Origin of the sequence: Streptomyces sp. RKAG293 (genome assembly GCF_023701745.1) — a bacterium.
Lineage (GTDB): Bacteria > Actinomycetota > Actinomycetes > Streptomycetales > Streptomycetaceae > Actinacidiphila.
In genome coordinates, this window is the sequence record NZ_JAJOZB010000001.1 from 6916081 (window position 1) to 6933544 (window position 17464).

The window sequence follows — 17464 nt, forward strand, 5'->3', positions numbered from 1 at the left end:
CCGCCCCGTCGTCCCCTCCTGATGTCGCCCCGGCTGTCGCTTCCGAGGTCAGACGGGGTGCACCGTCCCCGCGTAACGCTGGGCGAAGCGGGTGCCGGTGCCTGCCGTGGCGGTGATGTCGTAGCGGCCGCCGCTGGTGGGCCAGAGGATCTCACCGCAGTGGCCCGGGTCCACCCAGGAGGTCCTGGCGGCGCCGCCGAAGTCGTTCGGGGCGACGGTGAACAGGACGGGCGCCTTGCCGGCGTTGGAGAGTTTCAGTGCGACGGAGGTCCCGCGCAGCGTGGCGCGTACGGCCGGGACCGCCACGTCGTCCTGGCCGGCCGGGACGACGGTGCCCGCGAAACGGCGGACGAACCCGTCGGCGCCGTGCACGGTGAAGTCGTAGCGGCCGTCGGTCTGCGACGCGTCCCAGGTGTACGTGGCGGTGGCACCGGGCGCGACGGTGAACGGGGTGCCGGAGAACGCCAGCTCGATGTTGGGGTAGACCGTGTAATGGAAGCCCGTGGTGCCGGTGTTGGACAGCGTGCAGACGACCTTACCGGCGGCGCGGTCGACCGTGGCGTCCGCCCAGGGGCGGTAGGGCAGCGGCCGGTGCGGGCGGGTGCCCGGTTCCTGGGACGGCATGCTCTGCGCGCCGGTGGCCGGCAGTTTCACCGCGGGCAGCGACTTGTTGGCGTCCGCCTTGGCCATCAGCGCGACGGTGTCCGGCAGCGCCGGTATCGAGTAGTCCGGGTGGGCGAAGTCGAAGCAGCTCGTCAGATCGCCGCAGACCGAGCGCCGCCAGGCGGAGATGTTCGGCTCCTGGACGCCGGTGACGACCTCGAGGAACCGCAGCACGGACGTGTGGTCGAAGACCTGCGAGTTGACGTAACCGCCGCGCGACCAGGGCGAGGCCGCCCACAGCGGCACCCGGTTGCCGAGGCCGATCGGGCGCCCCTGGGCGAACTCCTCGGCCGTGCCGGGCTCCGGGGTCGGCGGGATGACGTGGTCGAAGTAGCCGTCGTTCTCGTCGTACATCACGAGGAAGACGGTGTTCTTCCACACCGCGGGATTCGACATCAGCGACTGCAGCGCCGTGTTGACGTAGTGCGCGCCGTAGTCGGGGCTGGCGTCCGGGTGTTCACAGAACAGATAGGGCGCGACGAGCCAGGAGACGGTCGGCAGGGAGCCGTCCTTGCAGTGCTGGTCGAAGGCGGTCAGGTCCCACTTGGTCATCGCGTTGATGTAACGGGGGTCGTCCGCCGCGAACTTGTGGAACTGCGAGAAGTAGGCGAGCGCGTTGTCGTCGTAGTCGCCGTACCGCTCGTCGAGGCTCGGGTTGTGGTAGACGCGCCAGCTCACCGCGTGCGCGGAGAGCCGCTCGGCGTACGTCGTCCAGTCCGCGACCGGGTTCTCGGGCAGCGGGGTGTTGTCGATCCACGGGCCGGTGGTGCCGTCCTTGCCCGGGCCCGCCGTACCCGACCACAGGTAGAGGCGGTTGGGGTCGGTGGGCCCGGCCATGGAACAGAAGTACGCGTCGCAGAGGGTGAACGCGTCGGCGAGCGCGTACTGGTAGGGGAGGTCCTGGCGGGTGAAGTACCCCATCGAGCGCTCGCCCTTGGCGGCGACCCACTTGTTCATGGCGCCGCCGTTGATGGCCTGGTGGCTGGTGCTCCAGTCGTGCGCGAGACCGCCCGCGTTCTGGGCGTTGTACTTGGTGCTGTCCATCCGGAAGGGCAGCATCGCGTTGCCGTCGGTGCGGCCCGGGTCGGGCTGGCGGAAGACGGAGTCGCCGCCCGGGAAGAGCAGACCCTGCTTGTCGTCGAAGCCGCGCACCCCCTTCATCGCGCCGAAGTAGTGGTCGAAGCTGCGGTTCTCCTGCATGAGGATCACCACGTGCTTCACATCGGCCGGAGTGCCGGTGGCCGCGGCTCCGGCGGTACCGGTCACGGGCGCCGCGGCGGCGGCCGTCCCGGTGGCGCCGGGCAGCCCGACGGTGGCGGCGGCAGCGCCCGCGGCGGCGGTGGCTCCGACGAAGGAGCGGCGGCTCAGCGGGGTCATCGGTGTGCTCCCGGGGTCGGGGTGGCCAGGGTGAAGGTGGCGACGGCGGCGGCGCAGTCGGACGGCCAGCCGTTGGCGGCGGTGCCGGGTGCGGGCTGCGGCCAGCCGGTGACCAGGGTGTGTGCCTCGACGAGGGTCAGCGGGCCGGCGAACTGGACCTGGTCGATACGGTCCTGCGGCTCCTGGCCGCTGCCGCGCACCTTGCGCACCGGCGACCACGTGTTGCCGGGCGACGCCAGCGGATCGGGGTGCGCGGAGCGGTAGGCGTCGGTGAGGCCGGCCTTCTTGAGGGCCACGGTGACCGGCCAGTTGACCGGCCCCACTCCGCTGTGCGCCGCGCGGGTGGCGGCCGTCCAGTCCAGGTGCGAGGGCGAGGCGAGCCCCGCCGCCAGCACCACCGGGGTTCCGGAGGCCAGATCGGCCTTCATCGCCGCGGCCAGCGCCTGCGCCTGCTGGAAACGGGGACTCGCCTGTTCCGCGGCTTCGATCTGCGCGGCGGTCCTGCCGTCCTGCGCCGCGTAGGGGCCGTAGCCGTTCTCGTCGAGCTGCGCGGCCCACAGCCGTACGGTGCGGCCCGCGGCGAGTTGTATGGACATGCCGGCGGCCGGGAGGGCGGTGGTGGGAGCCGTCACCGTGCCCAGCGGGTAGCGGCTGACGACGCCGAGGCTGCCGGGGGACTGGTACCAAAACCAGCCCAGCGCGTCCGCGAGCGCCTTGGCGGCGGTGCCGCCGGTCTCCTGCAGGGCCACGACGTCCAGGCCCTGCGTGAGAACGGTGCGCAGCTGCTTCTCCAGCGCTCCGTCGATGTGCGTGCCCGCGTCCCACAGGTTCCAGGACGCCACCTTCAGCCGCTGGGCGGCCGCGGCGGCGCGCACCGGGACCTGCACGGTGAGGGTGTCGGAGCCGCCCGCGCTGTCCTTGACGGCGACGGTCAGCACGCCGGGCCGCGCGGGCGCGGTGGCCGGCGCGGTGCCGGTGACGACACCGGCGGCGCTGACGGACAGCCAGGAGTCCCCGCCCGTCCGGCTGAAGGCGGCACTGCCGGCGGGGGTGCCCGCCGGCCGTGTCCACAGTCCGGCGAGCTGGACGGAGACGGCGCCGCCCGCGGTGACCGGCCCGGTGGTGAGCCCGTCGACGACGGCGTGCGGGCGCGGGGCGGCCGGCTTGGGGCGGAAGGAGAAGGCGGGGGTCTGCGCAAGGATGCCGTAGCCGTCCTTGGCCAGCAGATACGCGGTGTAGGGGCCGCCGGTCAGGGTCGAGGTGTCGAGCACGACATCACCGGACGCATCGGGTGTGTACTTCCACACGATCGAGGAGCCGGTGCCGGGCTGACGGGCGCCGTCGTAGACGCCGACCCAGTTCTTGGCGTCCGGCGTGTCGGTGGCCCAGTGGAAGGTGAGGCGGTCGCCCTCGAAGGGGGCGGCGGGGGAAGTGAGGGCGAGAGTACTGGGTGGCACGGGGGAGGTTCCTCTCCGCCCGGGGGCACGCCAGCCTCACGGGCCGACCGGGCTGCACAAGTTGGCTGAACAACTTGAGCTATTCAGTCGGCCCGCGGCACACGCGTCAAGAACTCCGGATGTCCGGGGAAGGACGTCCCGCAGAACTCACGCCGTGACGTCAGGTCCAGTACGGAGGGGATTGCGGCAGGACGTCCGGAACCTCCGCGGGCGGAGCGGGAGCGGGCTTCGGGAAGCACTTGAACTCGAGCTTCTCCAGGGCGCGGACCATCTGGGCGGCACTGAAATCACGCGGGTCCTGCCGGGTGATAATCGCCCCCACCTGCTTGACGGGGTAGGTGCGATTTCCGATCTTCACAGACTCGCCGGTGATGGGTTCGGGCTTGATCCCGCTCATCTTCTGCTCCACCTCGCTTGCCTGCAGATAGAAGGAGACTCCAGCGATGGTGCAGCGGATCATCATGCCTCAGCAAGGGCAGAAGGGACGTAACAGGTACTCCCACGTTGTCACATACCGGCACGATGGCACAGCTCCCCCGGATAACGAAGCGGGCCCCGGCCCTGTGGACCGGGGCCCGCCCGGGCATCTGAGCAGGTGCGGGACGGGCGTCAGCCCAGCAGTTCGTAGGCCGGGAGGGTGAGGAAGTCGACGTACTCCTCGTCGAGCGCGGTCCGCAGCAGCAGGTCGTGCGCCTCGGTCCACTTGCCCGCGGCGAAGGCCTCGTCGCCGACCTCGGCACGGATCGCGGCCAGCTCCTGCGCGGCGACGCGCTGGACCAGGTCGTGGGTGGCCTTCTCGCCGTTCTCGAACACGACGCCCGCGTTGATCCACTGCCAGATCTGCGAGCGGGAGATCTCCGCGGTGGCGGCGTCCTCCATCAGGTTGAAGATGGCGACGGCGCCCAGGCCGCGCAGCCACGCCTCGATGTAGCGGGTGCCGACCTGGACCGCGCTCACCAGGCCGTCATACGTCGGCTTCGCGTCCAGCGAGTCGATGGCCAGCAGCTGGTCGGCGGTGACGTGGACGTCCTCGCGCAGCCGCTCCTTCTGGTTCGGCCGGTCGCCGAGGACCGCGTCGAAGGAGGCGCGGGCGATCGGCACCAGGTCCGGGTGGGCGACCCAGGAGCCGTCGAAGCCGTCGCCGGCCTCGCGGTCCTTGTCGGCCTTGACCTTCTCGAAGGCGACCTTGTTGACCTCGGCGTCGCGGCGCGAGGGGATGAACGCGGCCATGCCGCCGATCGCGTGCGCGCCGCGCTTGTGGCAGGTGCGCACCAGCAGCTCGGTGTACGCGCGCATGAAGGGCGCGGTCATGGTCACCGCGTTGCGGTCCGGCAGGACGAACTTCTCGCCGCCGTCGCGGAAGTTCTTCACGATGGAGAAGAGGTAGTCCCAGCGGCCGGCGTTCAGGCCCGCGGCGTGGTCGCGCAGCTCGTAGAGGATCTCCTCCATCTCGAACGCGGCGGTGATCGTCTCGATGAGGACGGTCGCGCGGACGGTGCCCTGCGGGATGCCCACGTAGTCCTGCGAGAAGACGAAGATCTCGTTCCACAGCCGCGCTTCGAGGTGCGACTCGGTCTTGGGCAGGTAGAAGTACGGACCCTTGCCCTTGGCGATCAGCCGCGTCGCGTTGTGGAAGAAGTACAGCCCGAAGTCGACGAAGGCGCCGGGGACGGCCTCGCCGTCGACGGTCAGGTGCCGCTCCGCCAGGTGCCAGCCGCGCGGGCGCATGACGACGGTGGCCAGCTCGGCCTCGTCCTTCAGCGCGTACGACTTGCCCTGCTCGGTGGAGAAGTCGATCCGGCGCTCATAGGCGTCGATCAGGTTGACCTGGCCGCTGACGACGTTCTCCCAGGTGGGAGCCGAGGCGTCCTCGAAGTCGGCGAGCCAGACCTTCGCGCCGGAGTTCAGCGCGTTGATCGTCATCTTGCGGTCGGTGGGACCGGTGATCTCGACGCGGCGGTCGTTGAGCGCGGCCGGGGCCGGGGCCACCTGCCAGTCTCCCGCGCGGACATGTGCGGTGTCCGCGAGGAAGTCCAGGGTGCCGGTACGGGCGATCTCGGTGCGGCGCTCCTTGCGGAGCGCGAGCAGCTCGGCTCGGCGCGGGGCGAAGCGGCGGTGCAGCTCGGCGATGAAGGTCAGGGCCTGCTGCGTCAGCACCTCCTCCGCGCGGGGGACGGGGGGTGCGTCGTCTGCGACGACGGCCGCCGAGGACGGCACTGCTGCGGACATGGCTGACTCCTCTAGGGGACAAAGGGTGCCGGGCGGCCGCCGGATCGTGGCCTGGCACGGAGTGCCGGGCCGTACCGGAATACGGGCGCTTCTGCGAGGTGGAGCATAGTATCCGCATTGCGGAAGATCAACGTTTTGTGGCACGCCGTGCAGCGGGCTCGCTCACAGGTTTCAGAAGGTGCAGGTCATCAGGGGTGTCGACATCGGCGGGGTCGGCGATGTCACCGCACTCGACGAGGGTGATCGCCGCCTGGTGCAGTTTCAAGTAGTCGCGGGCGCCCTGATCGCCGCTCGCCCGCTCCGCGATGTCCGACCAGCGGTCCGCGCCGAACAGCACCGGATGGCCGCGCCGCCCCCCGTACGAGGCCGCCGCCAGGCTCGACGGGCCCCGGTACGCGTTGATCACCCGGGCGACCGCCCCCGCGCCGATCCCCGGCTGGTCCACCAGCGCCACGACGACCGCCTGCGCCCCGGTGCCCGCCCGCTGTTCCGCCGTGTCCGCCAGCGACCGCAGGCCCGCGCGCAGCGACGAGCCCATCCCGCCGGCCCAGTCCGGGTTGTCGACCAGGACGCAGCCCGCCAGCTCGGCCCGCTCACGGACCTCGTCGGCCGCCGCACCGAGCACGATGTGCACCGGCCCGCAGCCCGCCTCGCGCAGCCCGCGCAGCGCGTGCTCGACCAGCGGGCGGCCGGCGTACTCCAGCAGCGCCTTCGGGCGGCCGCCCAGGCGCCGCCCGCCGCCGGCCGCGAGCAGCAGGCCGGCGATGGAGGGAAGGCGGGCGGAATCGCTCGGTGCGATGGGTTTCATGCCTCCTCCCTACAGGACGCGGCGGCCGGAGGCGAAGGGGGCACATCGGGCGTTTGGCCTCACGGCGGCGGGCGGAGGACGGCCTTCGATAGGCTCGGCGCCGTAAGGGACGGGTATTCGCAGGCCAAGGGGCAGACGTGACGAATCATCAGCAGGGCCCGGTGCCCGCCACCGTGGCGGACACCTCGGCCCCGGATCCTGAGGTTTTCCAGCCGCTCACGGACGAGGACCCGAAGACCGTCGCCGGATACCTGCTCAGCGCCCGCCTCGGCGCCGGCGGGATGGGCAAGGTCTACCTCTCCTACACGCCCGGCGGCCGGCCGGTGGCGATCAAGGTGATCCGTCCCGAGTTCGCCGAGGACCCCGAATTCCGCCGCCGGTTCCGCCAGGAGGTGCTGGCCGCGCAGCGCGTGCAGGGCCTCTACACCGCACCGGTGATCGACAGCGACACCGAGGGCCCGCACCCGTGGCTGGCCACCGCCTATGTGGCGGGCCCCTCGCTGCACGCGGCGGTCGCCGATCACGGCGCGATGCCGGTACCGACCGTTCTGCTGCTCATCGCCGGGATCGCCGAAGCGCTCCAGGTGATCCACCACGCGGGCATCGTGCACCGGGACCTCAAGCCGTCCAACGTGCTGCTCGCCGTCGACGGACCGCGGGTCATCGACTTCGGCATCGCGCGGGCCGCCGACACCACCGCGCTCACCGGCACCGGCGTCAGCGTCGGCACCCCGTCGTTCATGGCCCCGGAGCAGGCGGCCGGCACGAGCTGCACGCCGGCCACCGACATCTTCGCGCTGGGCCAGATCGCGGCCTTCGCGGCGATGGGCGGCGCCGCCTTCGGCGACGGGCCCTCGCACGCCGTCCTCTACCGGATCGTGCACGAGGAGCCGGACTTGTCCGAGCTGCCGGGCGAACTGCGCGAGATCGTCACCCGCTGCCTCATCAAGGACCCGACCCTCCGGCCGTCCACCGCCCAGATCATCGCGATGTGCGGCCAGGCGTCCAAGGACCCGGCGCTGCGCCGCCCGGACGGCTGGCTGCCGCAGTCCTACGCCGCCGACCTGACGCAGGCGGCCGCCCCTACGCCGCAGCCGGTCCAGCCCGCGGCCCCGCCGCAGGCACCGCCGTCGACCCCGCAGCCGGGTTATCAGCCCACCCAGGCGGTGCCGCCGACCGCGCCCCCGCTCCACCCGCCGACCCAGCCGGTGCATCACCAGCCGGTCCACCCGCAGCCCGGCCACCCGCAGCAGGTCCAGCCGCAGCCCGGCCTCCCGCAGCAGGTCCAGCCGCAGCCCGGCCTCCCGCAGCAGGCCCACCAGCAGCAGTTCCCGCAGCAGGCGCAGCCGATGCAGCACCCGCAGCAGCCCCGGCCGCCGGTGGGCGGCTACGCGTACCCGCCCACCCACGGCCCCGGCAGGCCGGGCGGCTTTCTGCCGCTGCCGCCGAAAAAGAAGAAGACGGGCCTGGTCATCGCGGGGGTCGTCGTCGCGCTCGTGGTCGGCTCCGCCGTGTACTCGGCCGTCAACAAGGGGGACGACAAGAAGTCCTCGAGCGACCAGAGCACCAGGACGCCGTCCGCCAGCGGCGGCACGACCGGGAACCAGACCGGGCAGAGTTCGGTCCCGGTGGATCCCGAGCCCGCCTCGTACCCAGGCCTCAACATCCCGGTCGGCTACTCGGTCACCTTCGCCGACGAGCCGCCGAGCCCGGCGAAGAAGGACGTGTTCTACGAGGGGGACTTCGGCCTCGCGGGCGACATCGTCAACGGCACCGCCGTTGCCACCAGCCAGGGCAAGAACACCCTGGCCCTGCTGCAGTCCGGCGAGCCCGCCACCCTGGCCGGCTGCCGCGCCAACACGCGGTACACCACGTCCATCCTGGAGGAGAAGCTCGTCAAGGGGTCGCAGATCTGCGTGAAGACGGGGGCGGGGCACATGGGGCTGGTCACCGTGCGCGCCTTCTCGTCGAAGGGGTCGACGAGCGAGTTCATCAGCGTGGACCTCACCGTCTGGCGGAACGCGGTCACGCCGTAGGGCTGACCGACCCGGAATTGTCGCCAAGTCGGTTGCCGCACAAGGAAGTTGGCGCGGATTTCGTCGTCCGTATGGCGTCCCGCGCATCGGTTCGCGTTAACTGAGCGCGCCCCGGACCCGCTCCGGGGCGCGCGCGGGGGCGCTGGGGGGCGCGCTCGCCGAGGTGTGGGAGGTGGGGGGTGGGGTCTGTGAACGATGAGAGCTGTGGTGCGGCCGCACGTACGGCTGCGGAGGTCAGGGCGGCGGCCGCGTCCGGCGCGGACGATCCCCGGGTGACGGCGCTGCGCCTGTCCGTCGCCCGGGTGCGCCGGGAGCTGGCCGGCCTGCGGTCGGAGTTACCGGACCGAGTGATAGCCGAGGACGAACTGGGCGCGCTGGCCAATGCCGCGGACGCCGGGATCCTGGAGATCGACCGGATGCGGCACTCGCTGCTGCTGGTCGCCGCGGCGCTGGGTTCGGTGAGTGCGCTGGCCGTGGCCCTGGCCGAGTTGCGCAGGGCCGTCGACCTCTTCGGATCAGGCGCTGGTGCCGGCCCCGGCGCTGGCGAGGGCGTGTGACAGCTGCAGGGCGATGTCCTGCAGGATGGGGATGATCTTCTCCGTGGCGACCTCGGTGACCCGGCCCGCCGGCCCGGAGATCGAGATGGCAGCGGCGGTGGGGGAGTCGGGGACGGTGACCGCCAGGCAGCGGACCCCGATCTCCTGCTCGTTGTCGTCCACCGCGTAGCCGGCCTCGCGGATCTTCTCCAGCTCGCTTATGAAATCGTCCGCGTTGGTGATCGTCTTCTCGGTCGCGGCGGGCATCCCGGTACGAGCCAGCAGCGCGCGGACCTCGTCCGGCGGCACATGCGCCAGCAGTGCCTTGCCCACGCCGGTGGAGTGCGGCAGCACCCGGCGTCCGACCTCGGTGAACATCCGCATGGAGTGGCGGGACGGCACTTGGGCGACGTAGACGATCTCGTCCCCGTCGAGCAGTGCCATGTTCGCCGTCTCGCCGGTCGTCTCCACGAGCTCGGCGAGGAAGGGGCGGGCCCAAGTGCCGAGCAGCTTGGCGGAGCTCTCACCGAGCCGGATCAGCCGCGGGCCGAGCGCGTACCGGCGGTTCGGCTGCTGCCGTACGTAGCCGCAGTCGACCAGGGTGCGCATCAGCCGGTGGATGGTGGGCAGCGGGAGCCCGCTGCTGGCGGAGAGCTCGCTCAGACCGACCTCGCCGCCCGCGTCGGCCATCCGCTCCAGCAGGTCGAAGGCACGTTCGAGCGACTGAACGCCTCCTGCGCGGTCTGACGACACGTGCGATCTCCTCTGAGCGGTTGGGCGAGCGGTAGATGATTGGCGAAGCCTACCGGCCGACCTCGGCCAATTGATCTCTTGCGGGCCTTCTCCTGTAGCTAGCTACGGAGGCTGTGGTGAAATGTGAATTCCGCTTTGTGGAATCTTACATGCCCTTGACGGTTCACCGCCCTGTCCTGCACATTCGTTCAACAGAACGTTGAAATTTGGAGGCCGCACGTGGTGGAAATGGTCCTGCGCTCGACCCGGGTCGTCACACCCGAAGGGGAGCGCCCGGCCGCGGTCGCGGTCAGCGGCGGCACGATCGCCGCCGTGTGGGCGTACGACGCCGACGTCCCGGAAGGGGCCCGGCTCGTCGACCTCGGTGACGACGCGCTGCTCCCTGGCCTGGTCGACACCCATGTGCACATCAACGACCCCGGACGCACCGAGTGGGAGGGCTTCGCCTCCGCCACCCGCGCCGCCGCGGCCGGCGGCATCACGACGCTCGTCGACATGCCGCTCAACAGCATCCCGCCGACCACGACCGTCGAGAACCTCGCCGTCAAGCAGGACACCGCGCGCGGCAAGGTGCACACCGACGTCGGTTTTTGGGGCGGCGCCGTCCCCGGCAACATCAAGGACCTCCAGCCGCTGCACGACGCCGGCGTCTTCGGCTTCAAGTGCTTCCTGCTGCACTCCGGCGTCGACGAGTTCCCGCAGCTCTCCCCTGAGGAACTGGCGGACGCGCTGACGGAGCTCTCCCGCTTCGACGGGCTGCTGATCGTCCACGCCGAGGACCCCCAGCTCATCGACGGCGCCCCGCAGCGCGGCGGCCCGCACTACGCGGACTTCCTCGCCTCCCGGCCGCGCGCCGCCGAGAACGCCGCCATCGAGGGGCTCATCGCCCTCGCCAAACGGCTGAACGCGCGGGTGCACGTCCTGCACCTGTCGTCCAGCGACGCGCTGCCGCTCATCGCCGCGGCGAAGCGGGAGGGCGTCAAGCTCACCGTCGAGACCTGCCCGCACTTCCTCACCCTCACGGCCGAGGAAGTCCCGGACGGCGCCACCGAGTTCAAGTGCTGCCCGCCGATCCGTGAGGCCGCCAACCAGGACGCCCTCTGGGAGGGCCTGGCCGACGGCACGATCGACTGCATCGTCTCCGACCACTCGCCGTCCACGATCGAGCTCAAGGTCAAGGAGACCGGCGACTTCGCCGCCGCCTGGGGCGGCATCTCCTCCCTCCAGCTCGGCCTGCCCGCCATTTGGACCGAGGCCCGCCGCCGCGGCCACAGCGTCGCCGACGTCGCCCGCTGGATGTCCCAGGCGCCCGCCGCCCTCGTCGGACTCTCCACCAAGGGCGCCATCGCCGCCGGCTACGACGCCGACTTCGCGGTCCTCGCCCCGGACGAGACCTTCACGGTCGACCCCGCCGAGCTCTACCACCGCAACCGCATCACCGCCTACGCCGGCAAAACCCTGCACGGCGTCGTCCGCAGCACCTGGCTGCGCGGCGAACTGATCGCCGAGAACGGCGTCACGAACGAGCCCACCGGCCGTCTGATCACCCGGGAGAACGCATGACCTCGACTTCTTTCACCGGTGATGCGCGGCCGTTCGGTGGGGGTGATCCGTATGGGGATTACCGTCGTGCGGAGTTGCCGTTCACGGATCTGGTGGATTTGGCGGACCGGCGGTTGGGTGCGGGGGTGATCGCGGCGAATGATGAGTTCTTCGCGGAGCGGGAGAATCTGCTGATCCCGGAGCCGGCGCATTTCGATCCGGAGCACTTCGGGCACAAGGGCAAGATCATGGACGGTTGGGAGACCCGCCGCCGCCGGGGCACCGGCACGGATGCCCCGCATCCGGTGGATGCGGATCATGACTGGGCGCTGATCCGGTTGGGTGCGCCGGGTGTGATCCGGGGGATCGTGGTGGACACCGCGCATTTCCGGGGCAACTACCCGCAGTCCGTGTCGATCGAGGCGACGGCGCACTCGTTGTCGGCGTCGCCGGAGGATCTGCTGGCCGAGGGTGTGGAGTGGACGACGATCGTGCCGCGTACTGCGGTGGGTGGTCATGCGGCGAACGGCTTCGTGGTGGAGGTGGATCGTCGGTTCACGCATCTGCGGTTGAACCAGCACCCGGATGGTGGTGTGGCCCGGTTGCGGGTGTATGGGGAGGTGGCGCCGGATCCGGGGTGGCTGGCGGAGCTGGGCACGTTCGACCTGGTGGCGTTGGAGAACGGTGGGACGGTGGAGGACGCGTCGGATCGCTTCTACTCCTCGCCGGTCAACACGATCCTTCCGGGGCGGTCGCGGAAGATGGATGACGGGTGGGAGACGCGTCGTCGCCGGGACAAGGGCAATGACTGGGTGCAGTACCGCCTGGTGGCGCAGGGTGTGGTGCGGGCGGTGGAGATCGATACCGCGTATCTGAAGGGGAACTCGGCGGGCTGGGCGGCGTTGTTCGTGCAGGACGACGGGTCGGACGAGTGGACGCAGCTGCTGCCGCGGACCAAGCTCCAGCCCGACACGGTGCACCGTTTCCTGGTCAACCCGGTCCCGGCCACGAGGGTGCGGATCGACATCTTCCCCGACGGTGGCATCTCCCGCCTGCGCCTGCACGGCTCCCTCACCGCGCGGGGCGCCGAACAACTCACCACCCGCACCGAAGAAATCAGCTGACGGCTGGTCGTTCGTCCGTACGTTGACCGCCCCCTGCCGACCATCGGCCGGGGGCGGTCGACGGTTCCGCGTATCGGGCAATTCGGTCGGTGGCGAGCGGCGCAGGCGACTGACATACCCTGTGGCGCGTCGACGAAGTACGACCACCCGTGGGGGGACCTTTCGTGAGTACCGTCAAGCCTGTTCGCCTGTGCTTCGGGGTACTGCGAAGAAACCGCCGCCTGCTGATGTTTCCGCTGTTCAGCGGCGCCTCGCTGGTACTGATAGCCGGCTGTGTGGCGGTGGCGACGTCCCTTCTGGAGGGAGCCGATTCGTCGCCGTCCACCTTCGACGTCCTCTACGTGGGCGTCGGCTATCTCCTGCTGGGATTCGTGCTCACGCTGTGCAGCGCCGCGATGATCTGCGCGGTCGATGACGTGCTGCGCGGAGAGCCGGTCCGGATCGGCGCGAACTACCGGCGAGCCGTGCGGAACTGGCGACGACTGCTGGCGTGGAGTCTGCTCAGCGCGACGGTTCTGCTGCTCATCCGACAGCTGGAGCGGATCCCGGTCGTCGGCTTGATCCTGGGCGAACTCTTCAGTGTCGGATGGGCCGTCGCCACCTACCTGGCGCTGCCGGCCATGATGATCGACGGCCTCGGGGTCGTCGAGAGCACCCGCCGGTCAGCGCGGATGCTGCGCGAGACCTTCTCCCGGCAGGTGTTCGGCTCGCTGTGGATCGCGCTGCCCATGATCCTCTCGGTGATCATCGGATTCGCGGCCTTCATGCTCGCGGCGGAGTCCAACAGCATGGGGGCTGCCATCGCGGCCGGACTGTTCGCCACCCTGCTGCTGATCTGCACACTCCTGGTAGGCGCCACGGTCTCCGGAATCTTCCGCACGATGCTCTACCGAGACGCGGCGGCTGCGGCGTAATTCCTTGGCGCCGGGGTGCGGGTGGTGGGGTGGCTGAGGTTGGAGCGGTGGGGAGTGCTTTCGGCCCACTGTCCTCCGCCGGACGTGGTGCTGGTGTGACGGGGGATGTCCTGCGGGTCCCATGAGGCGCTGCTTTGGCTGCCCCGGATCACTCAGCTTGAGTTCTAACCGCGCAGTCGTTGGGTGGCGCCTTGAGTTGTGGGTCTCGCGATACGTGAGGTGATTGCCGAGATCGGAACTGGGATGATGCCCGTGTGACGGATGATGAGGTTGTCGCTGTTGTGCGTGGCTTCGCTGGTGCTCGTGGCTTGCCTTTGCCTGCTACGCCGGTGGCGGTCGAGGAGGCGGAGTCGGTCATCGGCTTTCCTCTCCCGCCGCTGCTGAGGCGCCTCTATCTGGAGGTGGCCAATGGTGGCTTCGGCCCTGGTGAGGGCATCCTGGGCGTTCGGGGCGGGGCTTCCCAGGGCGACTGGAGCGAGTTGGCGGAGATCTATCGCGATGGGCCGGACCCTTCGGGCCGGATTCCTGCAGGTGTGGTCCCGGTCTACGACTGGGGCTGCACCGTCTGGTCTCTGGCGGACTTCCGCGATCCTGCCGGGCCGATGTGGTGCAACCACGAGGGCGAGCAATGGCGGCAAGGCATGACCTTGGCGGACTGGCTGGGCGCGACTATGTCCGGCTCGATGACAGTCGACGAGCTGCTCGGTAGCCAGCCGTCGCCCTGAGTGGGGTGCGATCCAGGCGACCCGCCACCCGCTGTGGTCGAGAAAATAGTTGGCGGATCATGATTGTGGACGTTCACTGTGCGTGACTGTCTGGTGAGGCGGTCCTACGTCCTGCACAGCCTGACCGGGTGCTATCAGCACCTTGATGGAGCCGCCCGGGCCTCTCGCGCGCCATCCGCCTGCCCTGGGAATCGGCGGCTCGGGCACAATCAGGAGCCGTGACTACACCTCCTGATCCCTCCGTCCTGTACCCCGACGTTGCGGCCTGCGGCAGCCTCGCCACAGCGCTCCGGGCCGAGGCGGACGGCTGCCTCGGTGCCGTCCCCGTTACGTCCCCGGACTTCGCTCTGCTGCGCCACGCGGCCGTCTCAAGTAGCCTGCAGCACCGCGAGCCGCTGGCGATCAGCGCTTGGTCGCACGAACGCCGATGGTCGATCCGCGGCGAGGAACCGTTCCAGAGCATGCCCCTCATCGACGGCAGGACGGACGACCTGGCGGAGGTCGCCAGGGCCGCCCGAGCTTGGCACGACGGGGCGACTCTGGACGACATCCGACGAGCGGCACCCTTCGTGCACCTGACCGGCCGGTTCGAGGTGCCCGACAACGATCCCGCGCGCTTGACGGAATCGGAATGGCAGGGCATGCGCCAGGAGGCGGCCGAACTGGAATACGCCTGGCAGGAGACGTACAACAACCTGATCGAGGCGGCGCACGCCGAGCCGGCGCTACGTGCCCTTTACCCATTCACGAGCCACTGGGCACTGCGCTTCTCGACCACTACCCGCCCGGACCTGACCGTCGTCGGACCGTGCCTGAGCGCCAACAGCGACGGCACGTACGGAGTGGGTAGGGGCTTCATCAGCCAGGACCTTGGCCAATTCGCCACAGCGCAGGAGGCCGTGGCCGTGGCAGCGCGTCAACTGCCGTCCAGACTCGGCCCTACCACGCTCGGCGGATGATCCCGCCTGGCGCTCGGTCGACAGCGCGGGAGCGGACTGCGCACGTACTTGGCGCACGGTGCCACCTGAGCTGCTCAGTCACACGTCGGGGTGCGGTAGGTCTCGGTCTTTGAGGTCTTGGTAGGGGGTCAGTGGCTTGATCCGCAATCGGCCGCGTGGCGACAGGGGCCAATCTTCGGAACGGACCACAAAACAGCGTTAAGGAAGCAAGATCCGCCAACTACTGCACTCGTCCGCCAAGTAAAAGTCTCGGTCGCACCCGCTACGACGTGGGCAAAGTCGTCCGACGACCGGAATCGATCGCCGAACGGGATCAGGCCGGAGGTTAAAAGACAAGCTAAGGGCGGCCAAACGCCGCTATAGCGGCAGTCCGGCCACGCAAGCCGATCCGAAGCAGGCGCGGCGCGCCTTCCGGGCCTCCCGACAAGCCGCCGCCCCACCGGCCATATGCCACCGCCCACCCCCGCCCGGGGAGCGCAGCGACCGGATCGCTTGGCTCGGGTTGCGCAGCGGACCGCTTCACTGGCAGGCGCGCAGCGCCGGGGCCTCCCCTCCGCCCGCAGACGCACCCCTTCGCACTGTCGGAACCCCAGCCACACAGCAGGCCGGTCAGAGCTCCCCGGCGATGACGCCTTCCCGGAAGGCGGCCCATTCGGCCGCGTCGAAGCGGAGGGGCTCCCGCCCGGGGTTCTTGGAGTCGCGGACGGCGACGGCGCCGTTGGGGAGATCGGCGATCTCCACGCAGTTGTTCTCGGCTCCGCTGGCGGAGGACTTACGCCAGGCGGCGACGGAGAGGTCGTGCGCGTACAGCTCCGCCTTGGGTCCGTTCACTGTCTGTGGCCTTCTTCCATCTGCGCGATACGGGCGAGTGAGTCTTCCACCGGCAGCGCTGTCGCGCGGATCCGCTCGAACGCTTTGGTGAAGGGCACAGCTTCATCGCCCTCAACGTATGCCGCTCCGCTCAGGTTTTCCAGCAGGACCACATCAGGAATGGGGCCAGGGAACGAGACGATGGAGAATCCACCCACGACGCCCGGATGGGTGGTGCAGTCCAACGGCATCAACTGGATCGTCACGTTCGGCATCTCGGCTGTGTCGAGGAGGCGGCGCAGTTGCTCGCGCATGGTCGCTGGGCGCACCACGAACCGCTGATGCAGGGCCGCCTCGTGGATGATCACCCACAACTCCAGCGGACTTCCCGGCCGCGTGAGTACCGACTGGCGTGCCAGTCGGACCTCGGCCAGTGCTGCGATGTCGTCGGGGGTTCGCGATGTCGTGATGCCCGCGATGTTCTCGCGCGCGTAGGCCGCCGTCTGCAACAGTCCCGGGACCACGAGGGGCGCCCACTCGCAGATCTGCTCGGCGTCGGACTCCAGCGAGATGTAGTCGGCGTAAGCGGGCGCGACGATGCCGCTGTACGTCTGCCACCAGCCCTTCTTGCTCGCGTCCTTCGCCAAGTTCTCTAGTGCTGCCCGCACTTCGTGATCGCCGACGCCGTAGATCTGAAGGAGCGAACCGACCTCCGCCGGTCGGATGGCCTGTGCGGCGTTCTCGATCTTCGACATCTTCGGGCCCTTCCATCCCATGGCGGAAGCGGCTTCGTCGAGCGTCAGTCCGGCGTCGTTGCGCAGCCGCCGCAGAGTTGCGCCGAGGCGACGGCGCCGGACGGTCGGGATCAGCGGAGAGTTGGGCATATCCGCAGTCCTACACCCGCAACCAGGTTGCAGGGAACGGGAAGTGAGGAACCATCACTCATCTTGGGTAGAAAACTTGCGATTGAATCGGAAAAGAGCCACCATCGAAATGCCGTCACGCAGGGTCAGTGACCCGGCGCTCGGCGCGACCTCGTCCGACACTGCCTGTGGAGGTGCCATGTGCAACATGGCGGAAGCGAACGGACTCCCAACCCCCGGCTTCTACCTCCGCACCAGACCCCACGGCTTCGTCGTCCATCTCGTCGCCTCCGGCGACAACCTGCGCACGGTCAGGGAGTTGACCGGGAAGACCCTGGCCTCGGCCGGGGTCGATGCCGGGACGGCGGAGAGTGCGCAGCTCGTCGTGTCCGAGCTGGTCGGGAACTCGGTTCGGGCGTGTGGGGAGTGGGTGCCGCTCGTCGTGGAGGTGTCGGTCGCGCGGGGAGCGGTGCTGCTCGGGGTGCACGATCCGGATCCGGCCGGGGTGCCGCGTCGGCGGGCGGTGGCGATGGATGACGCCGACGCCGAGTCCGGGCGGGGGCTGGCGCTCGTGGATCTGCTCACGTCGGGGTGGCGGGTGGCGCGGTCACCCGTCGGGAAGCAGGTCCGCTGCCGGCTGGGACCCGCGGTGGGATGAGGGCGCGGCA

At 70.0% G+C, this 17464-nt stretch carries 16 protein-coding genes; 8 read left to right on the forward strand and 8 right to left on the reverse strand.

Features of this window, described 5'->3' with window-relative positions; translation table 11 throughout:
- Positions 1-48 precede the first annotated feature (48 nt).
- The 5 genes from LNW72_RS30625 to LNW72_RS30645 form a co-directional block, all read right to left on the reverse strand.
- Positions 49-2040 carry a phosphocholine-specific phospholipase C gene (locus LNW72_RS30625; protein WP_250978312.1) on the reverse strand — a complete coding sequence of 664 codons (1992 nt, stop codon included), beginning with the start codon at positions 2038-2040 and terminating at the stop codon, positions 49-51.
- Positions 2037-3497, reverse strand: a complete 1461-nt coding sequence (locus LNW72_RS30630) for an endonuclease/exonuclease/phosphatase family protein (protein WP_250978313.1) — start codon at positions 3495-3497, stop codon at positions 2037-2039. The genes LNW72_RS30625 and LNW72_RS30630 overlap by 4 nt, the downstream gene beginning before the upstream one ends.
- A 160-nt stretch (positions 3498-3657) precedes the next feature.
- Positions 3658-3960: an SCO5918 family protein gene (locus tag LNW72_RS30635; RefSeq protein ID WP_285369838.1), complete on the reverse strand. Its 303-nt coding sequence runs from the start codon at positions 3958-3960 to the stop codon at positions 3658-3660.
- A gap of 146 nt (positions 3961-4106) precedes the next feature.
- Positions 4107-5726 (reverse strand): malate synthase A, encoded by a 1620-nt coding sequence (gene aceB, locus LNW72_RS30640; RefSeq protein ID WP_250978314.1) that lies wholly within the window; start codon positions 5724-5726, stop codon positions 4107-4109.
- A 127-nt stretch (positions 5727-5853) separates the two neighbouring features.
- Positions 5854-6534 carry a nucleotidyltransferase family protein gene (locus LNW72_RS30645; RefSeq protein WP_250978315.1) on the reverse strand — a complete coding sequence of 227 codons (681 nt, stop codon included), beginning with the start codon at positions 6532-6534 and terminating at the stop codon, positions 5854-5856.
- Between the two features lie 137 nt (positions 6535-6671).
- Here LNW72_RS30645 and LNW72_RS30650 point away from each other — a divergent pair, with 137 nt between their 5' ends.
- Both LNW72_RS30650 and LNW72_RS30655 read left to right on the forward strand, forming a co-directional pair.
- Positions 6672-8570, forward strand: a complete 1899-nt coding sequence (locus LNW72_RS30650) for a serine/threonine-protein kinase (RefSeq protein ID WP_308402055.1) — start codon at positions 6672-6674, stop codon at positions 8568-8570.
- A gap of 188 nt (positions 8571-8758) precedes the next feature.
- Positions 8759-9127: a DUF5955 family protein gene (locus LNW72_RS30655; RefSeq protein WP_308402056.1), complete on the forward strand. Its 369-nt coding sequence runs from the start codon at positions 8759-8761 to the stop codon at positions 9125-9127.
- On the opposite strand, the gene LNW72_RS30660 is transcribed toward LNW72_RS30655, so the two are convergent.
- Positions 9086-9859, reverse strand: a complete 774-nt coding sequence (locus LNW72_RS30660; protein WP_250978316.1) for an IclR family transcriptional regulator — start codon at positions 9857-9859, stop codon at positions 9086-9088. The genes LNW72_RS30655 and LNW72_RS30660 overlap by 42 nt on opposite strands.
- Before the next feature lie 228 nt (positions 9860-10087).
- Here LNW72_RS30660 and allB point away from each other — a divergent pair, with 228 nt between their 5' ends.
- The 5 genes from allB to LNW72_RS30685 all read left to right on the forward strand — a co-directional run bounded on the left by allB (position 10088) and on the right by LNW72_RS30685 (position 15123).
- The gene (allB, locus tag LNW72_RS30665) at positions 10088-11422 is read left to right on the forward strand and encodes an allantoinase AllB (protein ID WP_250980385.1); all 1335 of its coding nucleotides are present in this window, start codon (positions 10088-10090) and stop codon (positions 11420-11422) included.
- Positions 11419-12525, forward strand: coding sequence for an allantoicase (gene alc, locus LNW72_RS30670; protein ID WP_250978317.1), 1107 nt, complete (start codon positions 11419-11421; stop codon positions 12523-12525). The genes allB and alc overlap by 4 nt, the downstream gene beginning before the upstream one ends.
- A 164-nt stretch (positions 12526-12689) precedes the next feature.
- Positions 12690-13439 carry a DUF6159 family protein gene (locus LNW72_RS30675; RefSeq protein ID WP_250978318.1) on the forward strand — a complete coding sequence of 250 codons (750 nt, stop codon included), beginning with the start codon at positions 12690-12692 and terminating at the stop codon, positions 13437-13439.
- Positions 13440-13693: 254 nt separating this feature from the next.
- On the forward strand, positions 13694-14164 hold the full coding sequence (locus LNW72_RS30680; RefSeq protein ID WP_250978319.1) for an SMI1/KNR4 family protein: 471 nt from the start codon (positions 13694-13696) through the stop codon (positions 14162-14164).
- 218 nt (positions 14165-14382) lie between these two features.
- Entirely contained in the window at positions 14383-15123 is a 741-nt protein-coding gene (locus LNW72_RS30685; protein ID WP_250978320.1) for a DUF6193 family natural product biosynthesis protein, read from the forward strand.
- A 609-nt stretch (positions 15124-15732) separates the two neighbouring features.
- On the opposite strand, the gene LNW72_RS30690 is transcribed toward LNW72_RS30685, so the two are convergent.
- Positions 15733-15954, reverse strand: a complete 222-nt coding sequence (locus LNW72_RS30690; protein WP_250978321.1) for a DUF397 domain-containing protein — start codon at positions 15952-15954, stop codon at positions 15733-15735.
- Positions 15951-16817, reverse strand: a complete 867-nt coding sequence (locus LNW72_RS30695) for a helix-turn-helix transcriptional regulator (RefSeq protein WP_250978322.1) — start codon at positions 16815-16817, stop codon at positions 15951-15953. Before LNW72_RS30695 ends, LNW72_RS30690 begins: the two co-directional genes overlap by 4 nt.
- 187 nt (positions 16818-17004) lie before the next feature.
- Here LNW72_RS30695 and LNW72_RS30700 point away from each other — a divergent pair, with 187 nt between their 5' ends.
- Positions 17005-17454 (forward strand): ATP-binding protein, encoded by a 450-nt coding sequence (locus tag LNW72_RS30700; RefSeq protein WP_250978323.1) that lies wholly within the window; start codon positions 17005-17007, stop codon positions 17452-17454.
- Positions 17455-17464 lie beyond the last annotated feature (10 nt).